Source organism: Citrobacter sp. 506 (genome assembly GCF_050434985.1).
Lineage (GTDB): Bacteria > Pseudomonadota > Gammaproteobacteria > Enterobacterales > Enterobacteriaceae > Citrobacter > Citrobacter braakii.
Genome location: NZ_JBNDJN010000001.1, coordinates 1,204,091 through 1,225,992, shown reverse-complemented (window position 1 = coordinate 1,225,992; position 21,902 = coordinate 1,204,091). Strand labels below are relative to the sequence as shown.

The 21,902-nt window shown below is 50.9% G+C and carries 25 protein-coding genes and 1 riboswitch; of the genes, 11 read left to right on the top strand and 14 right to left on the bottom strand.

Features of this window, described 5'->3' with window-relative positions; all coding sequences use genetic code 11:
- Positions 1-246: 246 nt before the first annotated feature.
- From ABIE10_RS06160 to ABIE10_RS06125, 8 genes are all read right to left on the bottom strand, one after another.
- Positions 247-1,050: a cytochrome c1 gene (locus ABIE10_RS06160; RefSeq protein ID WP_200079703.1), complete on the bottom strand. Its 804-nt coding sequence runs from the start codon at positions 1,048-1,050 to the stop codon at positions 247-249.
- 2 nt (positions 1,051-1,052) lie between these two features.
- Positions 1,053-2,213, bottom strand: a complete 1,161-nt coding sequence (locus ABIE10_RS06155) for a cytochrome b (RefSeq protein ID WP_047501122.1) — start codon at positions 2,211-2,213, stop codon at positions 1,053-1,055.
- A gap of 1 nt (position 2,214) precedes the next feature.
- A complete protein-coding gene (petA, locus tag ABIE10_RS06150; RefSeq protein WP_049042414.1) occupies positions 2,215-2,766 on the bottom strand; it encodes a ubiquinol-cytochrome c reductase iron-sulfur subunit in 552 nt (183 codons plus the stop codon).
- Between the two features lie 27 nt (positions 2,767-2,793).
- Positions 2,794-3,234 carry a pseudoazurin gene (locus ABIE10_RS06145; protein ID WP_047501117.1) on the bottom strand — a complete coding sequence of 147 codons (441 nt, stop codon included), beginning with the start codon at positions 3,232-3,234 and terminating at the stop codon, positions 2,794-2,796.
- Between the two features lie 10 nt (positions 3,235-3,244).
- A complete protein-coding gene (locus ABIE10_RS06140; RefSeq protein WP_316147670.1) occupies positions 3,245-4,060 on the bottom strand; it encodes an ABC transporter ATP-binding protein in 816 nt (271 codons plus the stop codon).
- Complete coding sequence (locus tag ABIE10_RS06135; RefSeq protein ID WP_016156150.1) at positions 4,057-5,124, bottom strand: FecCD family ABC transporter permease; 1,068 nt, start codon at positions 5,122-5,124, stop codon at positions 4,057-4,059. Before ABIE10_RS06135 ends, ABIE10_RS06140 begins: the two co-directional genes overlap by 4 nt.
- A 66-nt stretch (positions 5,125-5,190) precedes the next feature.
- Positions 5,191-6,246, bottom strand: a complete 1,056-nt coding sequence (locus tag ABIE10_RS06130; RefSeq protein ID WP_016152563.1) for an ABC transporter substrate-binding protein — start codon at positions 6,244-6,246, stop codon at positions 5,191-5,193.
- A gap of 221 nt (positions 6,247-6,467) precedes the next feature.
- Positions 6,468-6,691, bottom strand: a riboswitch (cobalamin riboswitch).
- 165 nt (positions 6,692-6,856) lie between these two features.
- Complete coding sequence (locus tag ABIE10_RS06125) at positions 6,857-7,441, bottom strand: GNAT family N-acetyltransferase (protein ID WP_316147679.1); 585 nt, start codon at positions 7,439-7,441, stop codon at positions 6,857-6,859.
- 319 nt (positions 7,442-7,760) lie between these two features.
- On the opposite strand from ABIE10_RS06125, the gene deoD reads away from it, so the two are divergent.
- From deoD to ABIE10_RS06110, 3 genes are all read left to right on the top strand, one after another.
- On the top strand, positions 7,761-8,468 hold the full coding sequence (deoD, locus tag ABIE10_RS06120; RefSeq protein WP_153690539.1) for a purine-nucleoside phosphorylase: 708 nt from the start codon (positions 7,761-7,763) through the stop codon (positions 8,466-8,468).
- A 38-nt stretch (positions 8,469-8,506) separates the two neighbouring features.
- A complete protein-coding gene (gene tsgA, locus ABIE10_RS06115; RefSeq protein ID WP_080858576.1) occupies positions 8,507-9,661 on the top strand; it encodes an MFS transporter TsgA in 1,155 nt (384 codons plus the stop codon).
- A gap of 95 nt (positions 9,662-9,756) precedes the next feature.
- Positions 9,757-10,593: an outer membrane protein OmpK gene (locus tag ABIE10_RS06110; protein ID WP_429155045.1), complete on the top strand. Its 837-nt coding sequence runs from the start codon at positions 9,757-9,759 to the stop codon at positions 10,591-10,593.
- Between the two features lie 47 nt (positions 10,594-10,640).
- Here the strand turns inward: ABIE10_RS06110 and ABIE10_RS06105 are convergent, their stop codons facing one another.
- From ABIE10_RS06105 to dsbA, 4 genes are all read right to left on the bottom strand, one after another.
- Positions 10,641-11,327 (bottom strand): Crp/Fnr family transcriptional regulator, encoded by a 687-nt coding sequence (locus tag ABIE10_RS06105; protein WP_016152569.1) that lies wholly within the window; start codon positions 11,325-11,327, stop codon positions 10,641-10,643.
- A 121-nt stretch (positions 11,328-11,448) separates the two neighbouring features.
- Positions 11,449-11,742, bottom strand: a complete 294-nt coding sequence (gene cbpM / locus ABIE10_RS06100) for a chaperone modulator CbpM (protein ID WP_016152570.1) — start codon at positions 11,740-11,742, stop codon at positions 11,449-11,451.
- Positions 11,742-12,662: a curved DNA-binding protein gene (cbpA, locus tag ABIE10_RS06095; protein ID WP_016152571.1), complete on the bottom strand. Its 921-nt coding sequence runs from the start codon at positions 12,660-12,662 to the stop codon at positions 11,742-11,744. Before cbpA ends, cbpM begins: the two co-directional genes overlap by 1 nt.
- 206 nt (positions 12,663-12,868) lie before the next feature.
- Complete coding sequence (gene dsbA / locus ABIE10_RS06090; protein WP_016156157.1) at positions 12,869-13,492, bottom strand: thiol:disulfide interchange protein DsbA; 624 nt, start codon at positions 13,490-13,492, stop codon at positions 12,869-12,871.
- A gap of 397 nt (positions 13,493-13,889) precedes the next feature.
- Between dsbA and ABIE10_RS06085 the strand changes: the two genes are divergently transcribed.
- The 8 genes from ABIE10_RS06085 (at position 13,890) to agp (ending at position 20,768) form a co-directional block, all read left to right on the top strand.
- The gene (locus ABIE10_RS06085) at positions 13,890-14,294 is read left to right on the top strand and encodes a VOC family protein (RefSeq protein ID WP_103766120.1); all 405 of its coding nucleotides are present in this window, start codon (positions 13,890-13,892) and stop codon (positions 14,292-14,294) included.
- 70 nt (positions 14,295-14,364) lie between these two features.
- Entirely contained in the window at positions 14,365-14,727 is a 363-nt protein-coding gene (locus ABIE10_RS06080; protein WP_103766121.1) for a copper resistance protein, read from the top strand.
- 48 nt (positions 14,728-14,775) lie between these two features.
- The gene (locus ABIE10_RS06075; RefSeq protein ID WP_103766122.1) at positions 14,776-16,656 is read left to right on the top strand and encodes a protein-disulfide reductase DsbD family protein; all 1,881 of its coding nucleotides are present in this window, start codon (positions 14,776-14,778) and stop codon (positions 16,654-16,656) included.
- Positions 16,653-17,276 (top strand): DsbA family protein, encoded by a 624-nt coding sequence (locus ABIE10_RS06070; RefSeq protein WP_279265077.1) that lies wholly within the window; start codon positions 16,653-16,655, stop codon positions 17,274-17,276. The genes ABIE10_RS06075 and ABIE10_RS06070 overlap by 4 nt, the downstream gene beginning before the upstream one ends.
- Complete coding sequence (locus ABIE10_RS06065; RefSeq protein ID WP_279265076.1) at positions 17,266-17,772, top strand: protein disulfide oxidoreductase; 507 nt, start codon at positions 17,266-17,268, stop codon at positions 17,770-17,772. The genes ABIE10_RS06070 and ABIE10_RS06065 overlap by 11 nt, the downstream gene beginning before the upstream one ends.
- Positions 17,773-17,906: 134 nt before the next feature.
- The gene (locus ABIE10_RS06060) at positions 17,907-18,662 is read left to right on the top strand and encodes a sulfite exporter TauE/SafE family protein (RefSeq protein ID WP_279265075.1); all 756 of its coding nucleotides are present in this window, start codon (positions 17,907-17,909) and stop codon (positions 18,660-18,662) included.
- A gap of 69 nt (positions 18,663-18,731) precedes the next feature.
- Entirely contained in the window at positions 18,732-19,439 is a 708-nt protein-coding gene (locus ABIE10_RS06055; protein ID WP_049283240.1) for an ArsR/SmtB family transcription factor, read from the top strand.
- An 87-nt stretch (positions 19,440-19,526) separates the two neighbouring features.
- Complete coding sequence (gene agp, locus ABIE10_RS06050) at positions 19,527-20,768, top strand: bifunctional glucose-1-phosphatase/inositol phosphatase (protein ID WP_279265074.1); 1,242 nt, start codon at positions 19,527-19,529, stop codon at positions 20,766-20,768.
- Positions 20,769-20,806: 38 nt separating this feature from the next.
- Here the strand turns inward: agp and ABIE10_RS06045 are convergent, their stop codons facing one another.
- Both ABIE10_RS06045 and wrbA read right to left on the bottom strand, forming a co-directional pair.
- On the bottom strand, positions 20,807-21,034 hold the full coding sequence (locus ABIE10_RS06045; protein WP_016152581.1) for a YccJ family protein: 228 nt from the start codon (positions 21,032-21,034) through the stop codon (positions 20,807-20,809).
- Between the two features lie 20 nt (positions 21,035-21,054).
- On the bottom strand, positions 21,055-21,651 hold the full coding sequence (gene wrbA / locus ABIE10_RS06040) for an NAD(P)H:quinone oxidoreductase (protein WP_003832057.1): 597 nt from the start codon (positions 21,649-21,651) through the stop codon (positions 21,055-21,057).
- Between the last annotated feature and the right edge of the window lie 251 nt (positions 21,652-21,902).

The following is a 21,902-nucleotide window of genomic DNA, read 5'->3' as shown; positions in this document are numbered from 1 at the left end:
TGTATTTTGACAACATATTGTTTATTAATGGTAAAAATAAACAATTTCTGACATTATCGGACATTAATTTGGCGGACTACGCTTCCGCCAAACATAAACCCCGAGCTATTTAATAGCTCGGGGTTTTTTTGTTTTGTGCAGTTTATGTCATGCCATCTTTCACCAGCCTTAGTCGCGCAAGGGCAACTCAGCGCTGCTGCCCGGCGGAAAGCTGACGAACTGAATCATCTTCATATCTGGCAAGGCCTACATGAGCGAACGCCTTTTCATTCGTCGTAATATCCATAGCAGCCCCAGCATAAAGGCCAGGTAGCCCATAACGTAATATCCCTGCTGTCTTCGTTCTGCGAGCGTTGGGTCGGCCGCCCATGCCAGAAAGGCGGTAACATCCCTGGCATATTGCTCCTCCGTTTCAGCTTGTAGCGACGCCGGGCGCCATTGAATCTCTCCGCTGGTCAGCGGTTTCGGCATGTTAATCACGCCACCGGGAAAATAGCGATTAGCCTTCAGTTCGGGATCGGCAGGTTGATAACCGGTTAGCAGTGCGTAGACGTAATCTGCTCCCTGGTCCGTGTAGGGCAGAAAAGCATCCAACAGAAATTGCGGGAATCCGCGATCGTATGAGCGGGCACGCACGATATAGCTCAGGTCAACGGGAGAAGCACCATTGTTAAGGTATCGTGCTTCCTGCTCGTTTAGATACGGCGAGATGAAGCTGTCATTTAGCGTCCCGTCTCGCTCACCAATCTGGCCGTCATCCTGAATCTCAGGAAACTGATAGCCGCTGGCGATACTTCTTGCTTCTTCAGCCGTGAGTTCCGGACCGCCGGGTCTGGTCAACGACCGAAAGCTAAGGTGCTTTATGCCGTGACAAGCGCGACACTTCTCTTCATAAACCTGCAGGCCACGTCGAAGCTGCGCTTTATCATACTGGCCATTGATGCCGCTGAAGCTCCATTCCTGCCGTTCAGGCGTGGCTTCCTGCGCATAGGAGGAACCCAGTCCCAACAGAGAAAAGGACAGAATGCTGATTTTCAATAGTTGTTTCATCATCAATCCTGCTTTTCCAGAAAACGACGGCAAGGTAATACGATTAAAAACCAGGCAAACCAAATCAGAGTCGAAAGCTGCGATGCGGCACGGATCCAGCCCTCTTCGTTACGGAAACCGTCAATAAGATCGGGGCCAACCAGCGCTTTCGACCCTAACCAGCCTAAAAAGCAGGCATTAATGACCCACAGCCAGAATCCGCATTTAACCAGTTTGCTGTAATGGCGAAAACGAGCCCGGGAAGTATCAAGCCAGGGAAGGAAATAGAAAATCAGTACCGAGCTGCACATTGCGGCTAAGCCAACGAATTCATTTGGGAAGCAACGCAAGATGGAGAAGAAGGGGAGAAAATACCATTCCGGCGCAACAATCGCGGGTGTAACTGTTGGATCCGCAGGAATAAAGTTATCGGCGCTGCTCAGATAATGCGGCGCGAAGAATAAAAACCAGGCGAAAATCATCAAAAAAAGGATGATTTTGATGGCATCAAGATCGGTAATTTTGTAATCGAACAGCAGGCTCCTGGACTCTTTCTCGCTAAACCTCTTTTTCATCGCCTGCGCAAACGCCGACTGTACGGTGCGAATATGAAAAACCGTTGCGCCGACAATCACAAAGGGAAGAATAAAGTGGAGAACAAAAAAGCGGCCAAGCATCGGCGTTCCCGGAGTATGGCTGCCGACTAAATATGCGTAAAGGGTATCGCCCACCAGCGGAATGGCCTGGGCAAAGCGGGTAATTACCGTAGCCGCCCAGTAGCTTTTTTGCCCCCAGATAAGGCTATAACCAAGAAATGCGGTCATCATCAGCAGGATATACAGCGTCACGCTAATCATCCACATTGTCGTCCAGGGCTTGCGGTAAACGCTGTAGTACATGCCACGAAAAATATGCAGATAACAGGCAAAGAAAAAGAGCGACGCGCCAATAGCATGCATGTTGCGTAACAGTTCTCCATGGCGAACCGCACGCATAATATGAATAATGGAGTCAAATGCCAGCTCGGCCGTCGGTACGTAAAACATCGCCAGCACGATACCCGTGAGGATCTGCACACCGAGTATAACCAGCAGGATGGCGCCGATTGCGAATACCCAGAGTCCGGCAATCGAGCGAGGAAACGGGATACGCCAGCGAAGCGAATAGACGCGCTCACTCCTCATTTCAGGCTTCCTTCGTGCCGATACGCACGGCCTGACCATCCGAATGAATAACGTAGTCCGGGATTGCCAGGTTGGTCGTCGCGGGGCCGCGCGTCACGCGCCCGGACGTATCAAACTCTGAACCGTGGCACGGACAGATCCAACCCACCCCTCCTGGTCGGGCGTTGGGTACGCACCCGGCATGTGGACAATACCCTTGAACCACCAGCCATTGAGGATGAGTAGCAGAGACCCTCTCGCTGTCCGGTTGTGGGTCGATAAGCGTATGCCAGTCGGCACTTCTGGCAGTAATAATCTCATCCTGGGTGCGATGGTGAATAAGAATCAGCTTTCCCTGCCATACGCGTCTGACGGTTTGTCCAGCAGCAACCCCCGCAAGAGAGACATCAATCGGTTCATTTTCCGCAAGAGTCTTCTCATCCGGGCCCAGGGCCGAAACCAGCGGCCAGACGGCAGCAGCGACGCCTGCCGCACCGACGAATTTTGTCAGTTTACACAGACATTCCCGGCGCTGTTCCTGGATTTCGCCATCTGCAAGTTTGTTCTCTGTCACCTCGAATTTCTCCCTGAGTATCGCGGATTAACGTTTGTCGATACGCGCGTAAATTTCCTGAAAGCGCTTATCAGCAATACCCGGTGCTTTGAATGCCCGATAGCTTGCTGGTAACGTGGCATCTCCTACCTTAATCAGCATCACCATGCCCTGAGCGTAATGCGGTGTACATTTGATGCCGTAAAATCCGGCATTGTCATAAGTTACTTCGATCTCTTCATCTATTTTTCCCAAAAAACCGGGATAGTTAGCCGGAGACAATTCAGCGATTGAAGCCGCGTTGTGGCTCTTATGTTTACGGATAAACTTCACCGTATCCCCGGGCTGGATCTCCAGATAATCCGGCTCATAGACCATTGGTCCCGCAGACCCACGATTTTTCATCAAAACGTCGTGAGTTTGTGCGAAGGTTGAAGAGGCGAGGGCGAGTAAACATAAAACTTTCAGACTCTGTTTGAGATATTTCATCGATTCTTCCTTAAAATTCATCAGGTCTTTGATAACGGATAAAACAGTTTTCAGCGCCTGTTTCATGTTCAACAATGGCGTCGATACCAAACCAGGCATGGAGGTTTTCGCGGGTAAACACGGCGCAAGGAGTCCCCTGCATCGCCATTTGCCCGGATGTCATGACGATGATGCGATCGCAGAACATCGCGGCATGATTGAGGTCGTGCAGAGCGGCAATGACCGTGAGCTTTTCACGTTTAACCAGACTAAGCAGGCCAATCTGATGTTGAATGTCGAGATGGTTGGTGGGTTCATCCATCAGTAACAACTGCGGCTGCTGCGCCAGCGCCCGGGCGATATGCAGGCGCTGTTTTTCTCCCCCGGAAAAGGTATGCCAGCATCGGTGCTGTAATTCACGGAGATCGACCTTCTCCAGCATAGTTTGCACGATATCGTCATCTTTGGCGGACCAGGGCGAGAGCAGGCTAAGCCAGGGCGTGCGCCCCAGAGAAACGGCTTGTAAAGCGGTAAGACGCTCGCTGGTTTCTGCCTGTTGTTCGACCAGCGCCACCCGCTGCGCAAGGTGACGCCGCGAATAATGCTGGAGCGCCTTTTGCTGCAGGGTGATACGCCCGGAAGTTGGCTTCAGCAAACCGGCCAGCAGTGAAATCAGTGACGTTTTGCCCGAGCCGTTGGGACCGATGATGCCGACAAACTCGCCGGGCGTTACGCTGAGTGAAATATCTTCAACAATCGTCTTACCTTTTACCTTCCAGTACAAATTACAGGCTTCAATAACGACTTGCGCAGAGGTAACGAGTGGCTGTACGAGATTCACCGTCATTTGTTCTGGTTTCCTCTAATCAGAATGATTGAAAACGCAGGAGCGCCAACCAGAGCCGTGATCACGCCTATTGGGAGTACCTGACCGGGTAGTAACGTGCGGGAAATAACATCAGCGATAATGAGGAAAATAGCTCCGGTAAGCGCACTAACCGGCAGCAGTCGATGATGCTGGTTGCCGACCAGCAGACGAGCAGCATGAGGGATCACCAGACCGACAAAGCCGATCGCCCCCACAATGGAGACCATAATCGCCGTCATGCCGGTGACGGCGGCAATCAGTACTGCACGGGTACGTTTTACCGGAATGCCCAGCGATGCCGCAGACTCCGCACCAAAGGAGAAAGCATCAAGATGGCGGGCATAACAGAAGCACAGCGCGATACCGACCAGAGCGGTAGGAATGGCTAAGACTACATCGGGCCAGCGTACACCGCTCAAATTGCCCAACAGCCAGAACATAATACCGCGTGCTTGCTCGGCGTTTGCTGAGCGGGTGATGATAAGCGATGTAATCGCATTGAAAAGCTGGGAGCTGGCGATCCCGGCAAGGATGATTTGGGTTGTTACACCCCCACCTTGTCTACCGCCAGCGGCCATCGCCAATAGCGCAACGAACAGAAATGCCGTCAGCGCACCAATGAAAGCGCCCAATGACATACTGATGATGCCAGCCCCAAGTCCAGTGAGAGCAATCAGCACCGCCCCGGTGGACGCTCCGGCAGAAATCCCCAGTAGATAGGGTTCGGCGAGCGCATTGCGTAGCAGCGACTGTAACACTACGCCGGAAACAGCCAGGCACGCGCCGCAACTGGCCGAGACCAGCGCTCGGGTCAGGCGGTAGTTCCAGACGATCCCTGCATCCAGCGCATCGACAGGATAGTGTGTATCAAAAAGATGATTTGCCAGCGTGCTGAGAACATGCTGCCAGGGGATAAGCGTTTCGCCGATGGAAATCCCCGCCAGCAGCACGCCACACATTAGCGCACTGACCCAAACGGCATGCCCACTGACTCTCACCGCAAGCTGACCAACAGCGCGACGCATCCTGCGTGAATCACTCATGATTATCTGCGTTCCTGAGTAACGGAGATGCGCTATACCGTGTGAGGATATAGCGCAAAACGTAGATTAATGAGCAGCCTGCGGATGTGCTAAGCCATATTCAACAAGGGCATCAGCCAGTTTTTCCACACCATCAATAGTTCTGATCCCGGCATTCATGGTCTGTACGTCAATGACCGGTAGATGGTTTTCCTTGACGGCAGGAACCAGTTTGGCGACAGGATCGGACTTGAGGTATTCCATCTTGACCTTCCAGTCATCCGCCGGGAAACGGCGACGGCTCATCTCACCGAGCACAATGAGTGAAGGATTCGCTTTTGCGATGGTTTCCCAACCCACCGTTGGCCACTCTTCAGCAGAATCAATCACATTCTTCACTCCCAGCGTTTGGGCGATCCATGCCGCCGGACCAAACTTCCCGGCAACGTAAGGGTCAAGCTGGAGGTCGGCGCTTGAGAACCAGAACACGGCGGAAACATTCTCATCCATTCCGGTAATTTTGTTTTTCGCTGCGGCTTCACGTGCTTTAAGGCTGGCAATCAGCGCCTCGCCTTTATCCTGAACATCGAAGATTTTCGCCAGATCGGCGACTTCCTGATACACCATGGCAATATCAAACATGCCCTTACGGACACCATCACCACCATCTTCGTTATCTTTCGCACAGTCAGCTGGCGCGGTGTAAACGGGAATTTTTAGTTCACTAAACTGTTCGTAAGAGGCAACCGTGCCAGCAGGGCCGATTTGCCACTCAAACTGACTGGCGATCAGATCCGGTTTTTTCGCCACGATCCCTTCAAAACTTGGAATATTTTGCGCGATAACGGCGACTTTTTCGTTTGCTGTTTTATAAGCCTCCAGTACCGGGCCAAACCACAGCGAAGTACCCACGACGCGATCGGCCAGCCCCAGTGAATAGAGAATCTCGGTACTGTTCTGACCCACCGTCGCCACGCGCGTTGGTGCCTGATTGAAGGTAATATCGCGGCCACAGTTTTTAATCGTCAGAGGATATTCGGTTTTTGCTGCCTCGGAAAAACCGGAAGTAAGCAGGAGAGCAGTCGTGCCAAAAATAGCCAGAAGCGTTTTTTTAGAGAAGTAAAAGGTAGAATTAGCGTGCATTATCATCGTCCCGTTGATGCCAGAATCTAAAGGTCTGGTCATGGCTTATTTCATTCCATATATCGGGAGGAAACATGAAGATAGATGACATTGAATCGTGAAATTTAAGAATGAAGATATGCAAAAAATGCAAATAAGCTTTACTCAGCCAAAATCTTATTCATAAATACACTACCGCTTGCGTCAAATAATTCATCCCATGGACCATCCCGTCCACTCAATGGCATACACCTTTGACAGCAGGTCTCCTGACTCACGGTAATCAGAATATCGGCCTTCCCATAAAGATGAACTTTACAGTGACCTGTGGTTTATGAGCCACACAGGGATATTCTGCATCCGCCTACAGTTGCGGGGGCAGTTATGGAATTGAATTGAATAATTCTCACCATATTCCTATTCATATACAAAAATGTAATGAAATGCTGTCGAAAGCGACTCTAGCGGCAATTGTTAACAAGGTCAACCATAGAGGGTAAGAGATAAAAGGTAGTGGTGTAGAAAAAAATACCCATTTAATACAGTGAGTTATGATTTTGTTGGTTACTGCGATGTTGTAAATGAAAATAGCAACAGGAAGCTAAATGAGAATTGGTTGATATTGATCAAATTACACGCATGCTGAAACTTCTGTGTATGAAACATATTGATCACCATCAAAAGTTCCGCATATCAGCGCTTGACTCTTTTTTTGTGTACTCTCCATATGTACCAATTGCCACTCATCCTGCATATCCATAATCACGTTAAAATTGTTACGTAACCAGAAATAATACCCTCCGGGTAAAAAATGATGTGTGTGAAGATACAAAGTCTTATATTGATGTTGCTGACAGAATACCTCAGCTAAAGCAAACAACTGACTTCCGATCCCCTGTCTGCGGTAGCGCTCATCTACGTAGCAACGACAAATTTCCGCCGTTTCAGACAAGTTATAGCGACCACGTAGTTCAGTAATACGATCATCATATTGACATACCGCCAGTGTGGCGATTAATTCCTGGTTTTCACTCCACGCGCAAAGTAATGAATTCCTTTCCTGCAAGATATACTGTTGTTCGAGATCAAAGAGATCTTCTTCGGCAGAAGGCATGGCTCTACCGGCATTGAAGAATAAATTAAGATGCTCAACAAGAAACGACTGAACAGCAGGAATATCGGCGGGAGTCATCTCACTAAACCTAAATGGGATCATGACAGCATAACTCAAATTTATAAAGGAAAATGATAATAACAATAAGACCACTTTAAAAACAATATTGACGCTGCAATGGATACTCGTGTCAACGCGGTGGTAACCAACGATTTGGTTGCAAATCTGTTCCTTTGTTGCGCTGGCCCTCGCTTTTCTTCGCTGTGGAGGAGGCTCATTTTTCTTCTGTACCCTCTGCCCGCAACACTAACTCTCAGAAATGAGAGGCCGATCCTCTGAGCAGGACTTTTGTCCTCAATCCTCTGCAATCCGCTGGTTACAATCCCTGCATATCTTCAATACCCATAATTCAGGAATTGTTATGACTGCACATATTAATGCTAAAGCGGGTGATTTTGCGCCAACCGTTATTATGCCGGGCGATCCGCTTCGCGCTAAGTTTATTGCCGAAAATTATCTAATGGATTACCGCGAAGTCACCAATGTACGCAATATGCTGGGCTATACCGGTCTTTATTTTGGGCAACCTGTTTCGGTGATGGGACATGGCATGGGTATACCGTCAATGACGCTTTATGCTCATGAACTGGTACATGATTTCGGTGTACAGAGAATTATTCGTGTCGGCAGTCTGGGGGCAACACAACATCATGTCAAAATGCGAGATATTATTCTTGCCATCGCCGCCGGAACGGATTCCATCACAAATTTAAAACGTAGCGCGGGCTACACGATGGCGACATCTGCCCATTTCCCATTATTGCAGCAGGCGTGGGCATTGGCGCAGAAGGCCGGTATTGACGTTAAAGTCGGCAATGTCTTCAGTGGCGATCTTTATTACGATCCTGACGAAAATTTAATACCTGCACTGGAAAAGTTTGGTGTGCTGGGTGTGGATATGGAAGTGGCAGGGTTATACGCTTTAGCGCATCAGTTTAATATTGAAGCGTTGGCTATATTAACCGTATCCGATCATTGCCTGACAGGAGAAGAAACAACGGCGGAAGAACGGCAGTTAACCTTTAAAAATATGATAGAGCTGGCGCTAAATACAGCTGTTACGGCTTAGCATCAGCATTTAAATGAACCAATCAGAGATGGCATTATATGAAGAATAAAATAGCACTTACGCTGATTAGTTTTCTGGCAAATTTTATTATGGCAGGATTTGCCAGTCAGTTTGGCATGCTGATTGAACCGATTGCAGTACGCTACAGTGCCGATGTGAATACCGTCGCCTCGATATTTTCGTTGCTTAACGGTGGGGCGTTAGCCGGGACCATTGCCGCCTTTTTCCTGATTGAGAAAATCGGCGTTAAGCGTATGACGCTCATTATCTATTCGATAGTGTTCCTCTGCGCTCTGGCAATGCACTTAAGCCCTGGCTTATGGCCGGTGATGGTCGCCATGACCCTGGTGGGTTTCTGCGGCGGGATTGGTCTGTGCGTGGCGGGAACGATCGTGGTGTCGGTTTGGCAGGATCGCATTCAAAGTACGATGCTGGTGGTGCAGGACGCCACCTTTAACGTCGCGGGCGTAGTTTTCCCGCTGATTACCACCTTCGCCCTGACGCACAATATGTCGTGGAGTTACAGCTATCTGAGCGTAGGCATAGTGGCCTTACTCACGCTGGGCGTTGTGGCTCTCACCCGCTTTACCGCCTGTGAAGCGGCCCCAGCAGCGGATAGCGCAGACCCGGTGAAATCCGAGTGGAATCCAGGGATTATCAGCGGAGGCATTGGCCTGTTCTTAGGTATGTTGGCGCTGTATACCTTCCTGACCTGGGCACCATTATTTGTGAAGAACAAATTTGGTATTCCCTTCGAAGAAGCAGGTAATATTATTACGCAATACTGGGGTGCTGCGCTGGTCGGCGCGTTAGTCTCAACCGTTATTGTTTCCCGCGTAAAGATACATTATTTTCTGCTTAGCATTATTTTGTTAGCTTGCGTTATTACCACCATCATTGTCACGAAGGAAAATATCTCCGGGCTTGATTATCTGGCCTATAGTTACGGGTTTGTCTGCGCAGCGCTGTATAACTCCTTTATTGCCTACGGGGTTTCTTTCGTGAAGCGCGCGAGTAGCCAGAACGTTTCTTATATTTTAATTAGTGGTAGTGCTGGCGCCATGTTTAGTCCGGCGATCAGTGCGCTAATGGAAAAAACTATGGGATTGCAGAAAATTATGTACGCAATACCGGTGTTGTATTTAATTATCTTTATTATGTTGATGGGTACATTAAAACTCAAACGTAATTAAACACAGTAATAACGCTTGCCTCTTTAATTAGATAGCCCGCCGTCACGCCATTTATCTGGTGGGGCGACACTCAACCTTGCTCAAAGGAATTGAAAATGCTGAAGAAAAATAAATCAATGATGAAAAAAACAGTTCTGGGTGCGGTAATTGCGATGTGCTGTACGCAAGCGCTTGCGGCTGATTATGCCGATGGCAACATCCGCAAAAATGATTTTAACTGGATGCAGATGAACTTAATGCAAAGTGTGGATGCGAAAGTGCCTTATGGTATTCGTAATGACACCTATCTTGAGCTGGAGTTTGGCGCACGATCCGGGATTATCGATCTGTATGGTTATGTGGATTTCTTTGATATTTTGGATCGCGAGCAGGACGATCGTCACGGGGGGGATAACTTCTTTGCCAAGATATCTCCACGTTTTTCCCTGGACGCCATTTTTAATAAAGATTTATCCGTTGGGCCATTTAACGAATTCTATATCGCAACGGTAAATAACATTGGTGACCCGGAATTATTTGAGCATTACATTGGTCTCGGCACGGATGTTAAAGTGCCGTGGTTTGGTCTGGTGGGAATGAACATTTATGCGCACTATGTACGTGAAAATTATGGTGCAGATAACGAAGGCAAGTGGGATGGTTACATGTTCTCGACCAACTGGTCGACGCCGTTCTATACGTTCGCCAACGGCAGTTATTTGAACTATCAGGGTTACTTTGACTACCAGTTCGCCGCGAACAAGATTGCTAACCAGCCGTTATATAGCAATAACGCGATTGAATGGTATAACGGCATCTACTGGCATTCAGAGCATTATGCGGTAGGTTATGGCTTAAAATATTTCCGCAACATGGCATTGATGGAAAACCACGGTGGAGCAGGGCGTACCACCGGGCTGGGTCACTATTTCAACCTCACCTATAAGTTCTGATTGCGCTGAAATGACACACCAATGCTCCGTTTGCCAGGGTTGGTGTGTCAGTCAATAATGTCATTGCCGAGAAATTTACGCAGCCCATCCAGATCCTTAATTTCCAGTCCTTGCTTCGTGCGCGTTACCAGCCCGGCATCCGTCAGCGCTTTCACCGCCCGCCGATAGACCCGGTCGGTGGTGCCGAATCGCTCAGCTTCCTGGTATTTTTTATGAAAACCATCCATTGGCTGCTTGTCCTGATGCTGGCGATACAGGTCATACGCCACGTTATGTACGATAGGGTAGAGCATCCGGTGCAGGAAGATTTCCAGCATATCCTGATAATCAACGGCCATTGCGCTGGCGAAAAATATCGCCAGTCTGGGGTGCTGGTTCAGCGCTTCCTCCAGACGGTCACAGTTGCATACCGCCACGGTCAGCGGTTCTTCGGCTACGATATCAAGCTGGCAACGATACCCGGTAAAAAACTCCATTTCGCCAAACAGTTGCTCATCACATTCCATTGCACCCAGTTGGAAACGGCGACCATTCTCCGCGCTATAACGCAGAGAAATTCTTCCTGACTGCACCATGATCAGTCGATCGACTACCTGTCCCTGGCGGTAAAGATAGTCATCTTCCTGGATAATCTGTGTTTCTGAGAGCAACTCCTGGAATATCTTCTCAATTAAGGCATCATCCTGCTGCCAGATATTGTGAAAACGACCTTTTGTGAGGGGTTTAAGCTGCATGGCTCAACGTCTTATTGTTTGAGATAATTCTTATCGCTGACTGTATGCCATCTGCTGCGCAATGTCATTAAGAGCGGGTTGCGGATAATAAAAGGGCCAGCATCATGCTGGCCTTGACACACTAAGGATGGCTGATAAAGCGAGACAATCGCTGGCGCAGCAGGCGGTTTTCCTGCCGCAGTTGAGCGTTCTCTTCCAGCAATGTCAGCGCAACGGCAATTCCCGGCCAGTCAAGTTCCAGCTCCTGACGCAGGCGTATCGCGCGACGCATGACGGTCAGCGCATGATCGTCAAAAGTCTCGTCTTCATGAGGTTCTATCACCCCTAAGCCGACAATCTCATGTAGCTCTTCTTCTGACACACCGGTGTACAGACAAAACTCGGTAATGGTAAAGGTGACGGTGACGTTAGCCATTATGCTTTCCCCCACTCTTTGCGCGGATCAAAGGTCTTTTGTGCATCCGCCAGTTGCTGCCACAGGGCGGCGCTGGCGTCGTCAGGTTTCGGCGGCATGACGATTTTGATCACCGCATACAAATCGCCGGTATGTTTTTTACTTACCAGACCTTTGCCCTTAATGCGTAACCGCTGCCCGGCCTGGCTGCCCGCAGGAATGGTCAGCAGGATGCTCTCTTTTAACGTCGGAACGGTTACTTTCGCGCCCAGCGCGGCTTCCCACGGCGCCAGGGGAACGACCACTTCCAGATCCTGATTAACGATATCGAACAGCGGATGTGGCGCGATATGAATCACCAGCCACAAATCACCGTTTGGCCCGCCGTTTTCACCGGGGGTGCCCTGGCCTTTCAGACGAATACGCTGACCGTTACCGACGCCAGCCGGAATTTTCACATTCAACGTTTTAGGAATTTCACGTTCGACCATGCCGAACGCATTGTAAACCGGCAGGGTGTAACTGATCGTGCGGCTATGCTCAGTAAGCGTTTCTTCGAGGAATACGGCGACTTCAATTTCAATATCGTGCCCGCGGCTGGCATGACGCTGGCGAGACTGTTGCGCATGCTGACCAAAAATGGAGGAGAAGATATCGTCGAAATCTTCGGCGTTATAGCGTTGATTCTCTCCTTGTTGGAATTGACGGTTGAACTGTGGGTCGTTGCGGTGCTGCCACAACTGGTCGTACTCGGCGCGTCGCTGTTCATCACTCAGGACTTCCCAGGCTTCAGCAACCTCTTTAAACCGGGCCTCCGCGTCAGTCTCTTTGCTGACATCAGGATGATATTTACGGGCGAGTCGACGATAGGCGGTCTTGATTGTCTTGAGATCGTCTGTCGGTTTCACGCCCATAATGGCGTAATAATCCTTTAATTCCATAGCGTTCTCTCGTGTAAATCAACACTTGCAGAAGGTGAACCCTGACAACAGGTATCACCGCTAAGTTTAGGGTAATCCTGATAACGGAGAATGCCAACCGGGAAGGGAGGATATTGCTATAAACGATGCGGGCATTGCACCACCAACAGCGCTTTTTAACGTTATGGCGTCTGTTGTGTGGTGCGAATAGTGAGATTAGCTAAACATCAGGATTTAGTGATCAGGAAGCGGACCGTATCAGCATAGTTTTGTACGAACGCGTTAAGGTCATCAGATTTCAGTCCTTTCGGATTGATCATATATTTACCGTTGATAAAAATGGCGGGCACCCCGGTTAAATCTACAGCTTTAGCCATTTCTTGCTGTTTGGCGGTTAGTGATTTTACGGCAAAACTATTCCATGCGGCATCATAATCACTGGCACTGACGCCCGCGCTGATAAATACGTTACGAATATCGTCCGCCGATTTAATGGTTTGTTTTTTCTGCACGGCATCAAAAAGCAACGGTTTAACTTTATCTTGCACGTTCAACAGCATGGCGACGGACCAGGCGTGCGTCATGTCTTGCCCCAGAGGGCCTAAAAAGTCGACGTGGTATTCGGTGAGTTTGACGTCAGCAGGCAAAACTTTTTTCACGTTATCAGTGATTTCAAAAACTTCATCGTACTGATAGCAGGAAGGACAATAGAACGAGAAAAACTTCAGCGCTGCCGGGGCTGAAGCGACGGGTTTTTCCAGTGAGATAAACTCTTTGCCGTCGGTAAATGGTGCTGCCTGAGCGCTAACGGTAAAAAGTAACCCAATCAGGGGTAATAAATATTTTTTCATTTCCATATACTCTAAATAACATTCAATAAACAAATTTTCTGCGAATGAATACGCTCTTCATTGCGTCGGGCTATAATACGATAATCACCTAAAAATGCGCTGACCCTTACTTTCATTTACGCATCAATACGTAGCGGGACAGTATTTATGTACTGTTCTGCGAATATCCTTTGGTACTCTTCGTAAATAGTGAATGATCACTTCCGTGATATTTTCGTAATTATTTTGGCAATGTTATATTGTAATAAATAAAAACGAAAATATGATTAATTATCATTTAATTTATAAAACGTGAGCAGCAACGCGTTGCGCTATGTTCTGTCAACGCAGCCGTAAGATTTTCTTTTTCTTGTAGCGTTTGAATGAATAGGGTAAGTGTCAGTGATGAGCAACCAAAATGGATATCGCTATGATTGACCACCTGGATCATCTGGTATTGACCTCCAATAATGAAGAGGCATGCGTTCATTTTTATGTCGAACTTTTAGGGATGAGGCTGGAAACCTTCGCGCAAGGGCGGAAAGCCTTCGTCTTTGGCAATCAGAAAATTAACCTCCACATTCGGGGAAAAGAGTTTGAACCCAAAGCTCACGCGCCAACGCCGGGGGCGCTGGATTTGTGTTTTATCACCACGCGTGCGCTGGAAGAGGTGATTGCCACGTTTCAAACGCACGGGGTCGATATTGTTGAGGGACCGGTTGCACGAACCGGTGCGATGGGACCGATTCGCTCGGTTTATGTCAGAGATCCCGATCTCAATCTGATTGAAATCGCGGTATATCCTGCTGATGACAGGACATAACTTTACAGCGCAAAGGTTGCCAAAACCTGGTGAGTGGTTAAGATAACTCGCATCAATCAGTGAGGGTATAATGGCGAAACGTCAACGGATGGGATGGTGGTTCCTCTGTCTGGCATGTGTTGTGGTGATGGTTTGCACCGCACAACGCATGGCGGGCCTGCACGCGTTGCAGATGGACACCGTTGCCACAAGCGTGGTCGTAAGCGGACAAGCTCAGACCGATGAGGCCTCGTCCGTTACCCCTTGTGAACTGAGCGCGAAGTCATTACTGGCGGCGCCCCCGGTACTGTTCGAAGGCGCTATTCTGGTGCTGTGTCTGCTACTGTCGCTGCTGGCGCCAGTGCGGGCGTTTCGTCTGCCTTTTTTCCCACCGCGAGCCATCTCGCCGCCCACGCTAAGGGTACATCTGCGATTTTGCGTCTTCCGTGAATGACAGAACAGCCGTTGCTGACTGTTAGATAATTATTCACGGAGAAAATATATGATGACTGTTTTCAGGCAGGCGCTGCTCTGTCTGTTATTGCTATGGCTGCCCGTATCCTGGGCGGCTGAACCCGGCTGGCTGCGTTCACCCGATAACGATCACGCCAGTGTGCGGTTACGCGCTGATACGTCCTCAGGCGGCGAAACTCGTCTGTTGCTGGATGTTAAACTGGAGGACGGCTGGAAAACCTACTGGCGTTCGCCGGGCGAGGGAGGCGTCGCGCCATCTATCGCCTGGCAAGGGGAAATGCCTGCGGTCGACTGGTTCTGGCCAACCCCTGCACGCTTTGAGGTCGCTAATATCACGACCCAGGGCTATCACGATAATGTGACGTTCCCGATGGTTGTGCGCGGCAGATCGCCCGCCACGCTTAGCGGTGTTTTGACGCTATCCACCTGTAGCAACGTTTGCCTGTTGACGGATTTTCCTTTTTCCGTGACCTCCACGACCCAGGACCCGACTTTTGCGCATGACTATGCGCAGGCAATGGGGCAGATCCCGCTTGCCAGCGGCCTGACCGATACTTTGCGCGCTGGCGCACGGGCCGGCGAGCTGGTCGTCGAGGCTCACCGCGCGGGAGGATGGACTGCGCCAGGGCTGTATCTTGACGCCGTTAATGATGCTGATTTTGGCATGCCGCAAATTCACGTCGCAGGTGAGACGTTACGCGCCACGGTACCCGTTCATGACGGTTGGGGGGAAGGCGCGCCGGATTTACGCGGTAAGTCGGTCACGCTGGTGCTGGCAGATAACGGTGTTGCCCAGGAAAGTCGTCTTGCGATTGGCGAAGCCCCGGTTATTGAGAACGCCTCACTCCCATTGTGGCAGGTGGTGCTAATGGCGCTGCTGGGCGGTTTAATCCTCAACCTGATGCCCTGCGTGTTACCGGTTCTCGGCATGAAACTGGGCTCTATTTTGCTGGTTGAGGAAAAAAGCCGTCGCCAGATCCGCCGTCAATTCCTCGCATCGGTAGCCGGGATCCTGGTCTCTTTTATGGCCCTGGCGCTATTGATGACAGTGCTACGTTTAACCAATCAGGCGCTGGGCTGGGGGATCCAGTTTCAGAACCCGTGGTTCATTGGCGTCATGGTCGTGGTGATGCTGACGTTCAGCGCCAGCCTGTTCGGGTGGTTTGAATTCCGCCTGCCTTCGGCGATGACCACCACGCTGGCGACTCGCGGTGGTAACGGCTTGTCGGGACATTTCTGGCAAGGCGCATTTGCGACCCTGCTCGCCACGCCGTGCAGCGCCCCGTTTCTGGGAACAGCGGTAGCGGTGGCATTGACCGCTTCGTTACCAACGTTGTGGGGACTGTTTATCGCACTTGGCCTGGGGATGAGCTTGCCGTGGCTGCTGGTGGCTCTGCGTCCCGGTCTGGCGCTGCGTTTGCCGCGTCCGGGACGCTGGATGAATATTTTGCGGCGTCTTCTCGGTGTCATGATGCTGGGTTCGGCTATCTGGCTTGCGACGTTGCTGCTCCCACATTTAGGGCTGGCCGGACACGCTAGCGCTAAAGAAAGCGTGAACTGGCAACCGCTTAGCGAGCAGGCGATTGAGGATGCGTTGGCGCAACATAAGCGTGTGTTCATTGACGTCACTGCCGACTGGTGCATCACTTGTAAGGTCAACAAATACAACGTGTTGCATAAAGATGACGTACAGGCCGCTTTGCAACAGCCGGATGTAGTGGCGCTGCGCGGCGACTGGACGCTCCCTTCTGAAGCCATCACCGAATTTCTGAAAAAACGCGGCCAGGTTGCTGTGCCGTATAACCAAATTTATGGCCCCGGTCTGCCGGAAGGCCAGGCGTTACCAACGTTGTTAACCCGTGATGCGGTATTGCAAACGTTGACCGATGCCAAAGGAGTAACCCCATGAAAATAATGATTGTTCTGCTGTTAACCCTGTTTTCTGCCGTCAGCGTAGCGAAAGAGCCTGCACCGTTTACCCCGGAACAGGAAAAGCAAATTGAAGCATTAATCCAGGAGGCCCTGTTTAACGATCCCAACAGCCCGCGGATTGGCGCTAAGCAGGCGAAACTGACCCTGATAAACTTCACCGATTACAACTGCCCGTACTGCAAGCAACTGGATCCCATGCTGGAAAAAATTGTGCAGAAATATCCTGACGTGGCGGTAGTGATTAAACCGCTGCCGTTTAAAGGGGAAAGTTCGGAACTGGCGGCGCAGACCGTGCTGACCACCTGGCTTGAGCATCCGCAGCAGTTTCTGGCGCTACATGAAAAACTGATGCAGAAAAAGGGTTACCATACCGATGTCAGTATCAAACAGGCGCAGGAAAAATCGGGAGCCAGTCCGGTGACGCTGGATGCCCAAAGCGCTGAAACGCTAAGCACTAACCTGCAACTGGCGCGACTGGTGGGCGTGCAGGGCACCCCCGCAACGATTATTGGTGATGAGCTTATTCCCGGTGCGGTGCCGTGGGAAACCCTTGAGGAAGTGGTCAAAGAAAAGCTGGCGGCGGCCAATGCTCAGTAAACTGCGCCGCTGGCTGCGCGAAGGGCTGATCTTACTGGCGCTGTTGGCAGGGGCGATGCTGCTGATGGATGTCTGGCGCGCGCCGCAGCTCCCTGGCTCTTTTGACAGCACGCCTTTGCAAACGCTGGATGGTGAAACCGTCACGCTGGCGGCGCTCAGCAAAGACGAGCCGGTGCTGCTTTATTTCTGGGCGAGCTGGTGCGGCGTTTGCCGCTTCACGACGCCGGAAGTCGCCAGGCTGCGTTCGGAAGGGGCAAACGTGATGACCATTGCGTTACGCTCCGGCAGTGAAGCTGAGGTGTCTCGTTGGCTGTCGCGTAAAGGCGTGGACTTTCCGGTCATCAATGATGCGAATGGGGCAATTTCCCGCAGTTGGGCGATTAGCGTCACGCCCACGCTGGTGGTGATGTCACAAGGTCGGGTGGTGTCAACAACCAGCGGCTGGACCAGCTACTGGGGCATGAAGCTTCGGCTGTGGTGGGCAAAAACGTTCTGATAATGTGCCGGGGAAACCCGGCATTTTTTATATTATTACCCGTAAGCGGGAAGACATATTTCGTTGCCTGGCGAAGCGAGCACCGCGATTAACGTCCAGAATGGGTCATCTTCTCTTTTTCAGGAAAGTGCAACATGACGAGTTCGTTAGCGTTTGGGCCCGCTCTGGTGATGATGATTGCCGCCACGTTTGTCCTCGCCGGGATGGTAAAAGGCGTCACTGGTATGGGATTGCCCACCGTGGCTATGGGGATCCTCGGATCGCTTATTTCGCCGGTTGCGGCGGCGGCCATGCTGCTGTTGCCTTCGCTGATTAGCAATCTGTTTCAGTTTGGCGGTGGCGGAAATACGCGTCAATTAGTCAAACGACTGTGGCCAATGTTATTGACGGTGGTGGTGGCGACACTGCTTGCCAGCGCCTGGATTACCGGCGGCGATACCACCCGTACCCAGTTTGCGCTTGGCGTGGCGCTGGTGGCTTACGCTATCTGGACGCTGGCCGGAAAGAAAATCGCAGTGGCTCCGCAGCATGAAAAACCGTACTCCCTCATCATAGGATTTGTTACTGGCTTATTGACTGGCGGAACCGGTGTATTTGTGATGCCCGCCGTGCCCTGGATCCAGTCATTGGGTTTTGAGAAAGATGAACTGGTTCAGGCGCTCGGGATCTCTTTTACGTTTTCGACATTGGCTTTGGCGCTTGGTCTGTGGTGGCACAATGCGCTGCCCGTACAGTCGTTGAGCATATCGGCTTTGGCCATTGTTCCTGCGCTGATTGGTCAGTGGTTAGGAACCCGTGTACGACGGGTTATTTCTCCGCTCGTGTTTAAACGTTGTTTTCTGTTTTGTTTGGTCGGGTTGGGTATCGAGATGATGCTGCGTGCGGTGTGACCTGTGCGGTGACTTTAGAACGCATTCATGGCATCGTTAATTCAGACATTCAGGGTCAAAGAGGTCGCTATGGCATCAGTGATGTTAAGTGAGGAAGAGGGCGCTCTGGAGTCGCGAATGGCGCTCACCGCGGCGGCGATGGCCGATAAATCGCGCTCGCGAATGTTGTGCGCCCTGATGGATGGCCGCGCCTGGACCGCGACCGAGCTCAGCGCAGTGGCGGATGTATCAGCGTCGACCGCCAGTGCGCATCTGGCGCGTCTGTGCGAACAACGTTTTGTTGTGGCGCTCGCGCAGGGCAGGCATCGTTATTTTCGCCTTGCAGGCTCCGATATCGCTGAACTGCTGGAGCGTCTGATGGGCGTGGCGTGGGCTACATCAACGCCACGAAAAATCACGACGCCGGCAGGCTTACGACATGCCCGAACCTGCTACGATCATCTCGCTGGCGAGGTGGCGGTGAGGCTGTTCGATACGCTGGTTTCCCGTCAGTGGTTAACGCCGGATGGTGAAACGCTGACCTCTCTTGGGCAGGAAAAACTGGCACAAATGGGGATTGTCCTGGCTGCGAGCGCATCGCGGCGGAAATTAACCTGTGGTTGTCTGGACTGGAGTGAACGACGTTACCATCCCGGCGGCGTGCTTGGCGCATCGCTGCTACGCTGGCTGATTGAAAAACGATGGATAAAAACGGAGCTGAGTGGTCGCCGCGTCACCTTCACCCCGCTTGGCATTCGCAAATTAGAAACCGAGTTCGGTATTAAAACGACACCGTAGATGGTTCGTTTTGCGAAAGCGTTCCGGGAAATATGTCATATTTCTGTCACACTCTGTTGTGATTGATAACAACAAGAGGTCGTAGGGATGAATAAATCGTTAATCGCCGCAGCCGTGGCAGGGGCTGTATTAATGTCAACCGCCGCGCAGGCGCAGACCGCGCCGGAAGGCTATCAGCTTCAGCAAGTATTGATGATGAGTCGGCATAACTTACGCGCACCTTTAGCCAATAATGGCAGTGTTCTTGAGCAGTCCACCCCCAAACAATGGCCAGAATGGGATGTCCCCGGCGGGCAACTCACCACCAAAGGCGGCGTGCTGGAAATCTATATGGGCCACTATATGCGAGAGTGGCTGGCAGAGCAGGGGATGGTGAAATCGGGCGAATGTCCGGCGCCGGGTACGGTCTATACCTATGCTAACAGCCTGCAGCGTACCGTCGCGACGGCGCAGTTCTTTGTCACCGGTGCTTTCCCGGGTTGCGACGTCCCGGTCCATCATCAGGAAAAAATGGGCACCATGGATCCCACCTTTAACCCGGTGATCACCGATGATTCCGCCGCCTTCAGCCAGCAGGCGGTTCAGGCAATGGAGAAAGAGCGTAGCCAAATGCAGCTCAACGACAGCTATCAGTTGCTTGAGCAAATGACCGACTACAAAGACTCTCCGTCCTGCAAAGAAAAACAGCAGTGTTCCCTGACCGGTGCCAAAGATACGTTTAGCGCGAAATATCAGCAGGAGCCTGGGGTTTCGGGGCCGCTGAAGGTCGGAAATTCGCTGGTTGATGCCTTCACGCTGCAATATTACGAAGGCTTCCCGATGGATAAGGTTGCCTGGGGCGAGATTAAATCCGATCAACAGTGGAAGGTTCTGTCGAAGCTGAAAAATGGCTATCAGGACAGCCTGTTCACCTCCCCGGAAGTGGCGCAGAATGTCGCCAAACCGCTGGTGAAGTATATTGATAATGCGCTGGTTACTGAACGCGTAAAAGCGCCAAAAATAACCGTGCTGGTGGGGCATGACTCAAACATCGCATCGCTGCTCACCGCGCTGGATTTCAAACCGTACCAGCTTCACGATCAGAACGAGCGTACGCCGATTGGCGGGAAGATTGTCTTCCAGCGCTGGCATGACAGCAACGCGAATCGTGATCTGATGAAAATCGAGTACGTGTATCAGAGCTCGCAGCAGTTGCGTAATGCAGACGTTCTGACCCTGAAATCCCCGGCGCAGCGCGTAACGCTGGAGCTGAAAGGGTGTCCGATAGATGCGGATGGCTTTTGCCCGATAGATAAGTTCGACAGCGTGTTGAATGAGGCGGCTAAGTAAAAGAAAAACTCCCCCGTGTTCGCGGGGGAGTCTGAGCGCTAGACGTTTTTGCGTTCGATAGTCTGTTCACCCCAAAAGAGCGAATCTTTGTCTGTTTTCTTAAAGGCTTTGATGAGCACCTCGTCGCTACCTTCTTCCCAAATTTTTTCCGCCAGTTTCTCGTCATAATGCGCGACTTCAAAAATGGCTTCGGCTATTTCCGGCGATGTATTGCGCAGACTTGCCCATTCGCCGACGCGATGGGCTTTCGCTTCTTGAGTTGGCATTCGAATCCTCCTGTTGAAGATTAGCCGTTGAGTTTTACTGCCAGACCTGCGACATATTCACCCTGATAGCGGGCGATAGATAATTCTTCCTGACTTGGCTGGCGTGAGCCGTCGCCTCCGGCGATGGTGGTTGCGCCGTAAGGGGTACCGCCGCGAACTTGAGAAACATCAAACAGCTCTTGCGCCGCGTAACCGATAGGCACAATCACCATCCCATGGTGAGCAAGCGTAGTCCAGGTTGATGTAATGGTTTGTTCCTGACCGCCGCCGGTTCCTGTCGAGCTGAATACGCTGGCGAGTTTGCCGTACAGGCCGCCTGAAGCCCACAGCCCGCCAGTCTGGTCGAGGAAGGTGCGCATCTGACCGGACATATTGCCAAAGCGTGTGGGGGTACCAAAAATAATGGCATCGTAATCTGCCAGTTCTTGCGGGGTTGCGACTGGTGCGTTTTGTGTTTTGCCGCCAGCTTTGAGGAAAATCTCCGGCTGCATGGTCTCTGGTACGCGCTTAATAATCACTTCCGCGCCATCAACCTTATTTGCGCCTTCTGCGACTGCATGGGCCATAGTTTCAATGTGTCCGTACATGGAATAATAAAGCACCAGAACTTTTGCCATTTTACACTACTCCTCGAGTTAACCGTGTCCGTAGCGACTCGCTACCTACCTTTAAAGATATGACGTACTGTCAGGAGTGCAAATTTCACAATCACTTCTTTGATTTATAACAATTTTTATAACAACTTCTCTTGTTGCAAAATGATACATATTTAACCGGGTGGAATTTGGTAGTCATAAGAAAGACTTATTGATTTCTCGCTGTGATTATTTCTCTATCACCGCCAATCCTGTTGCAGGATATTACAGTT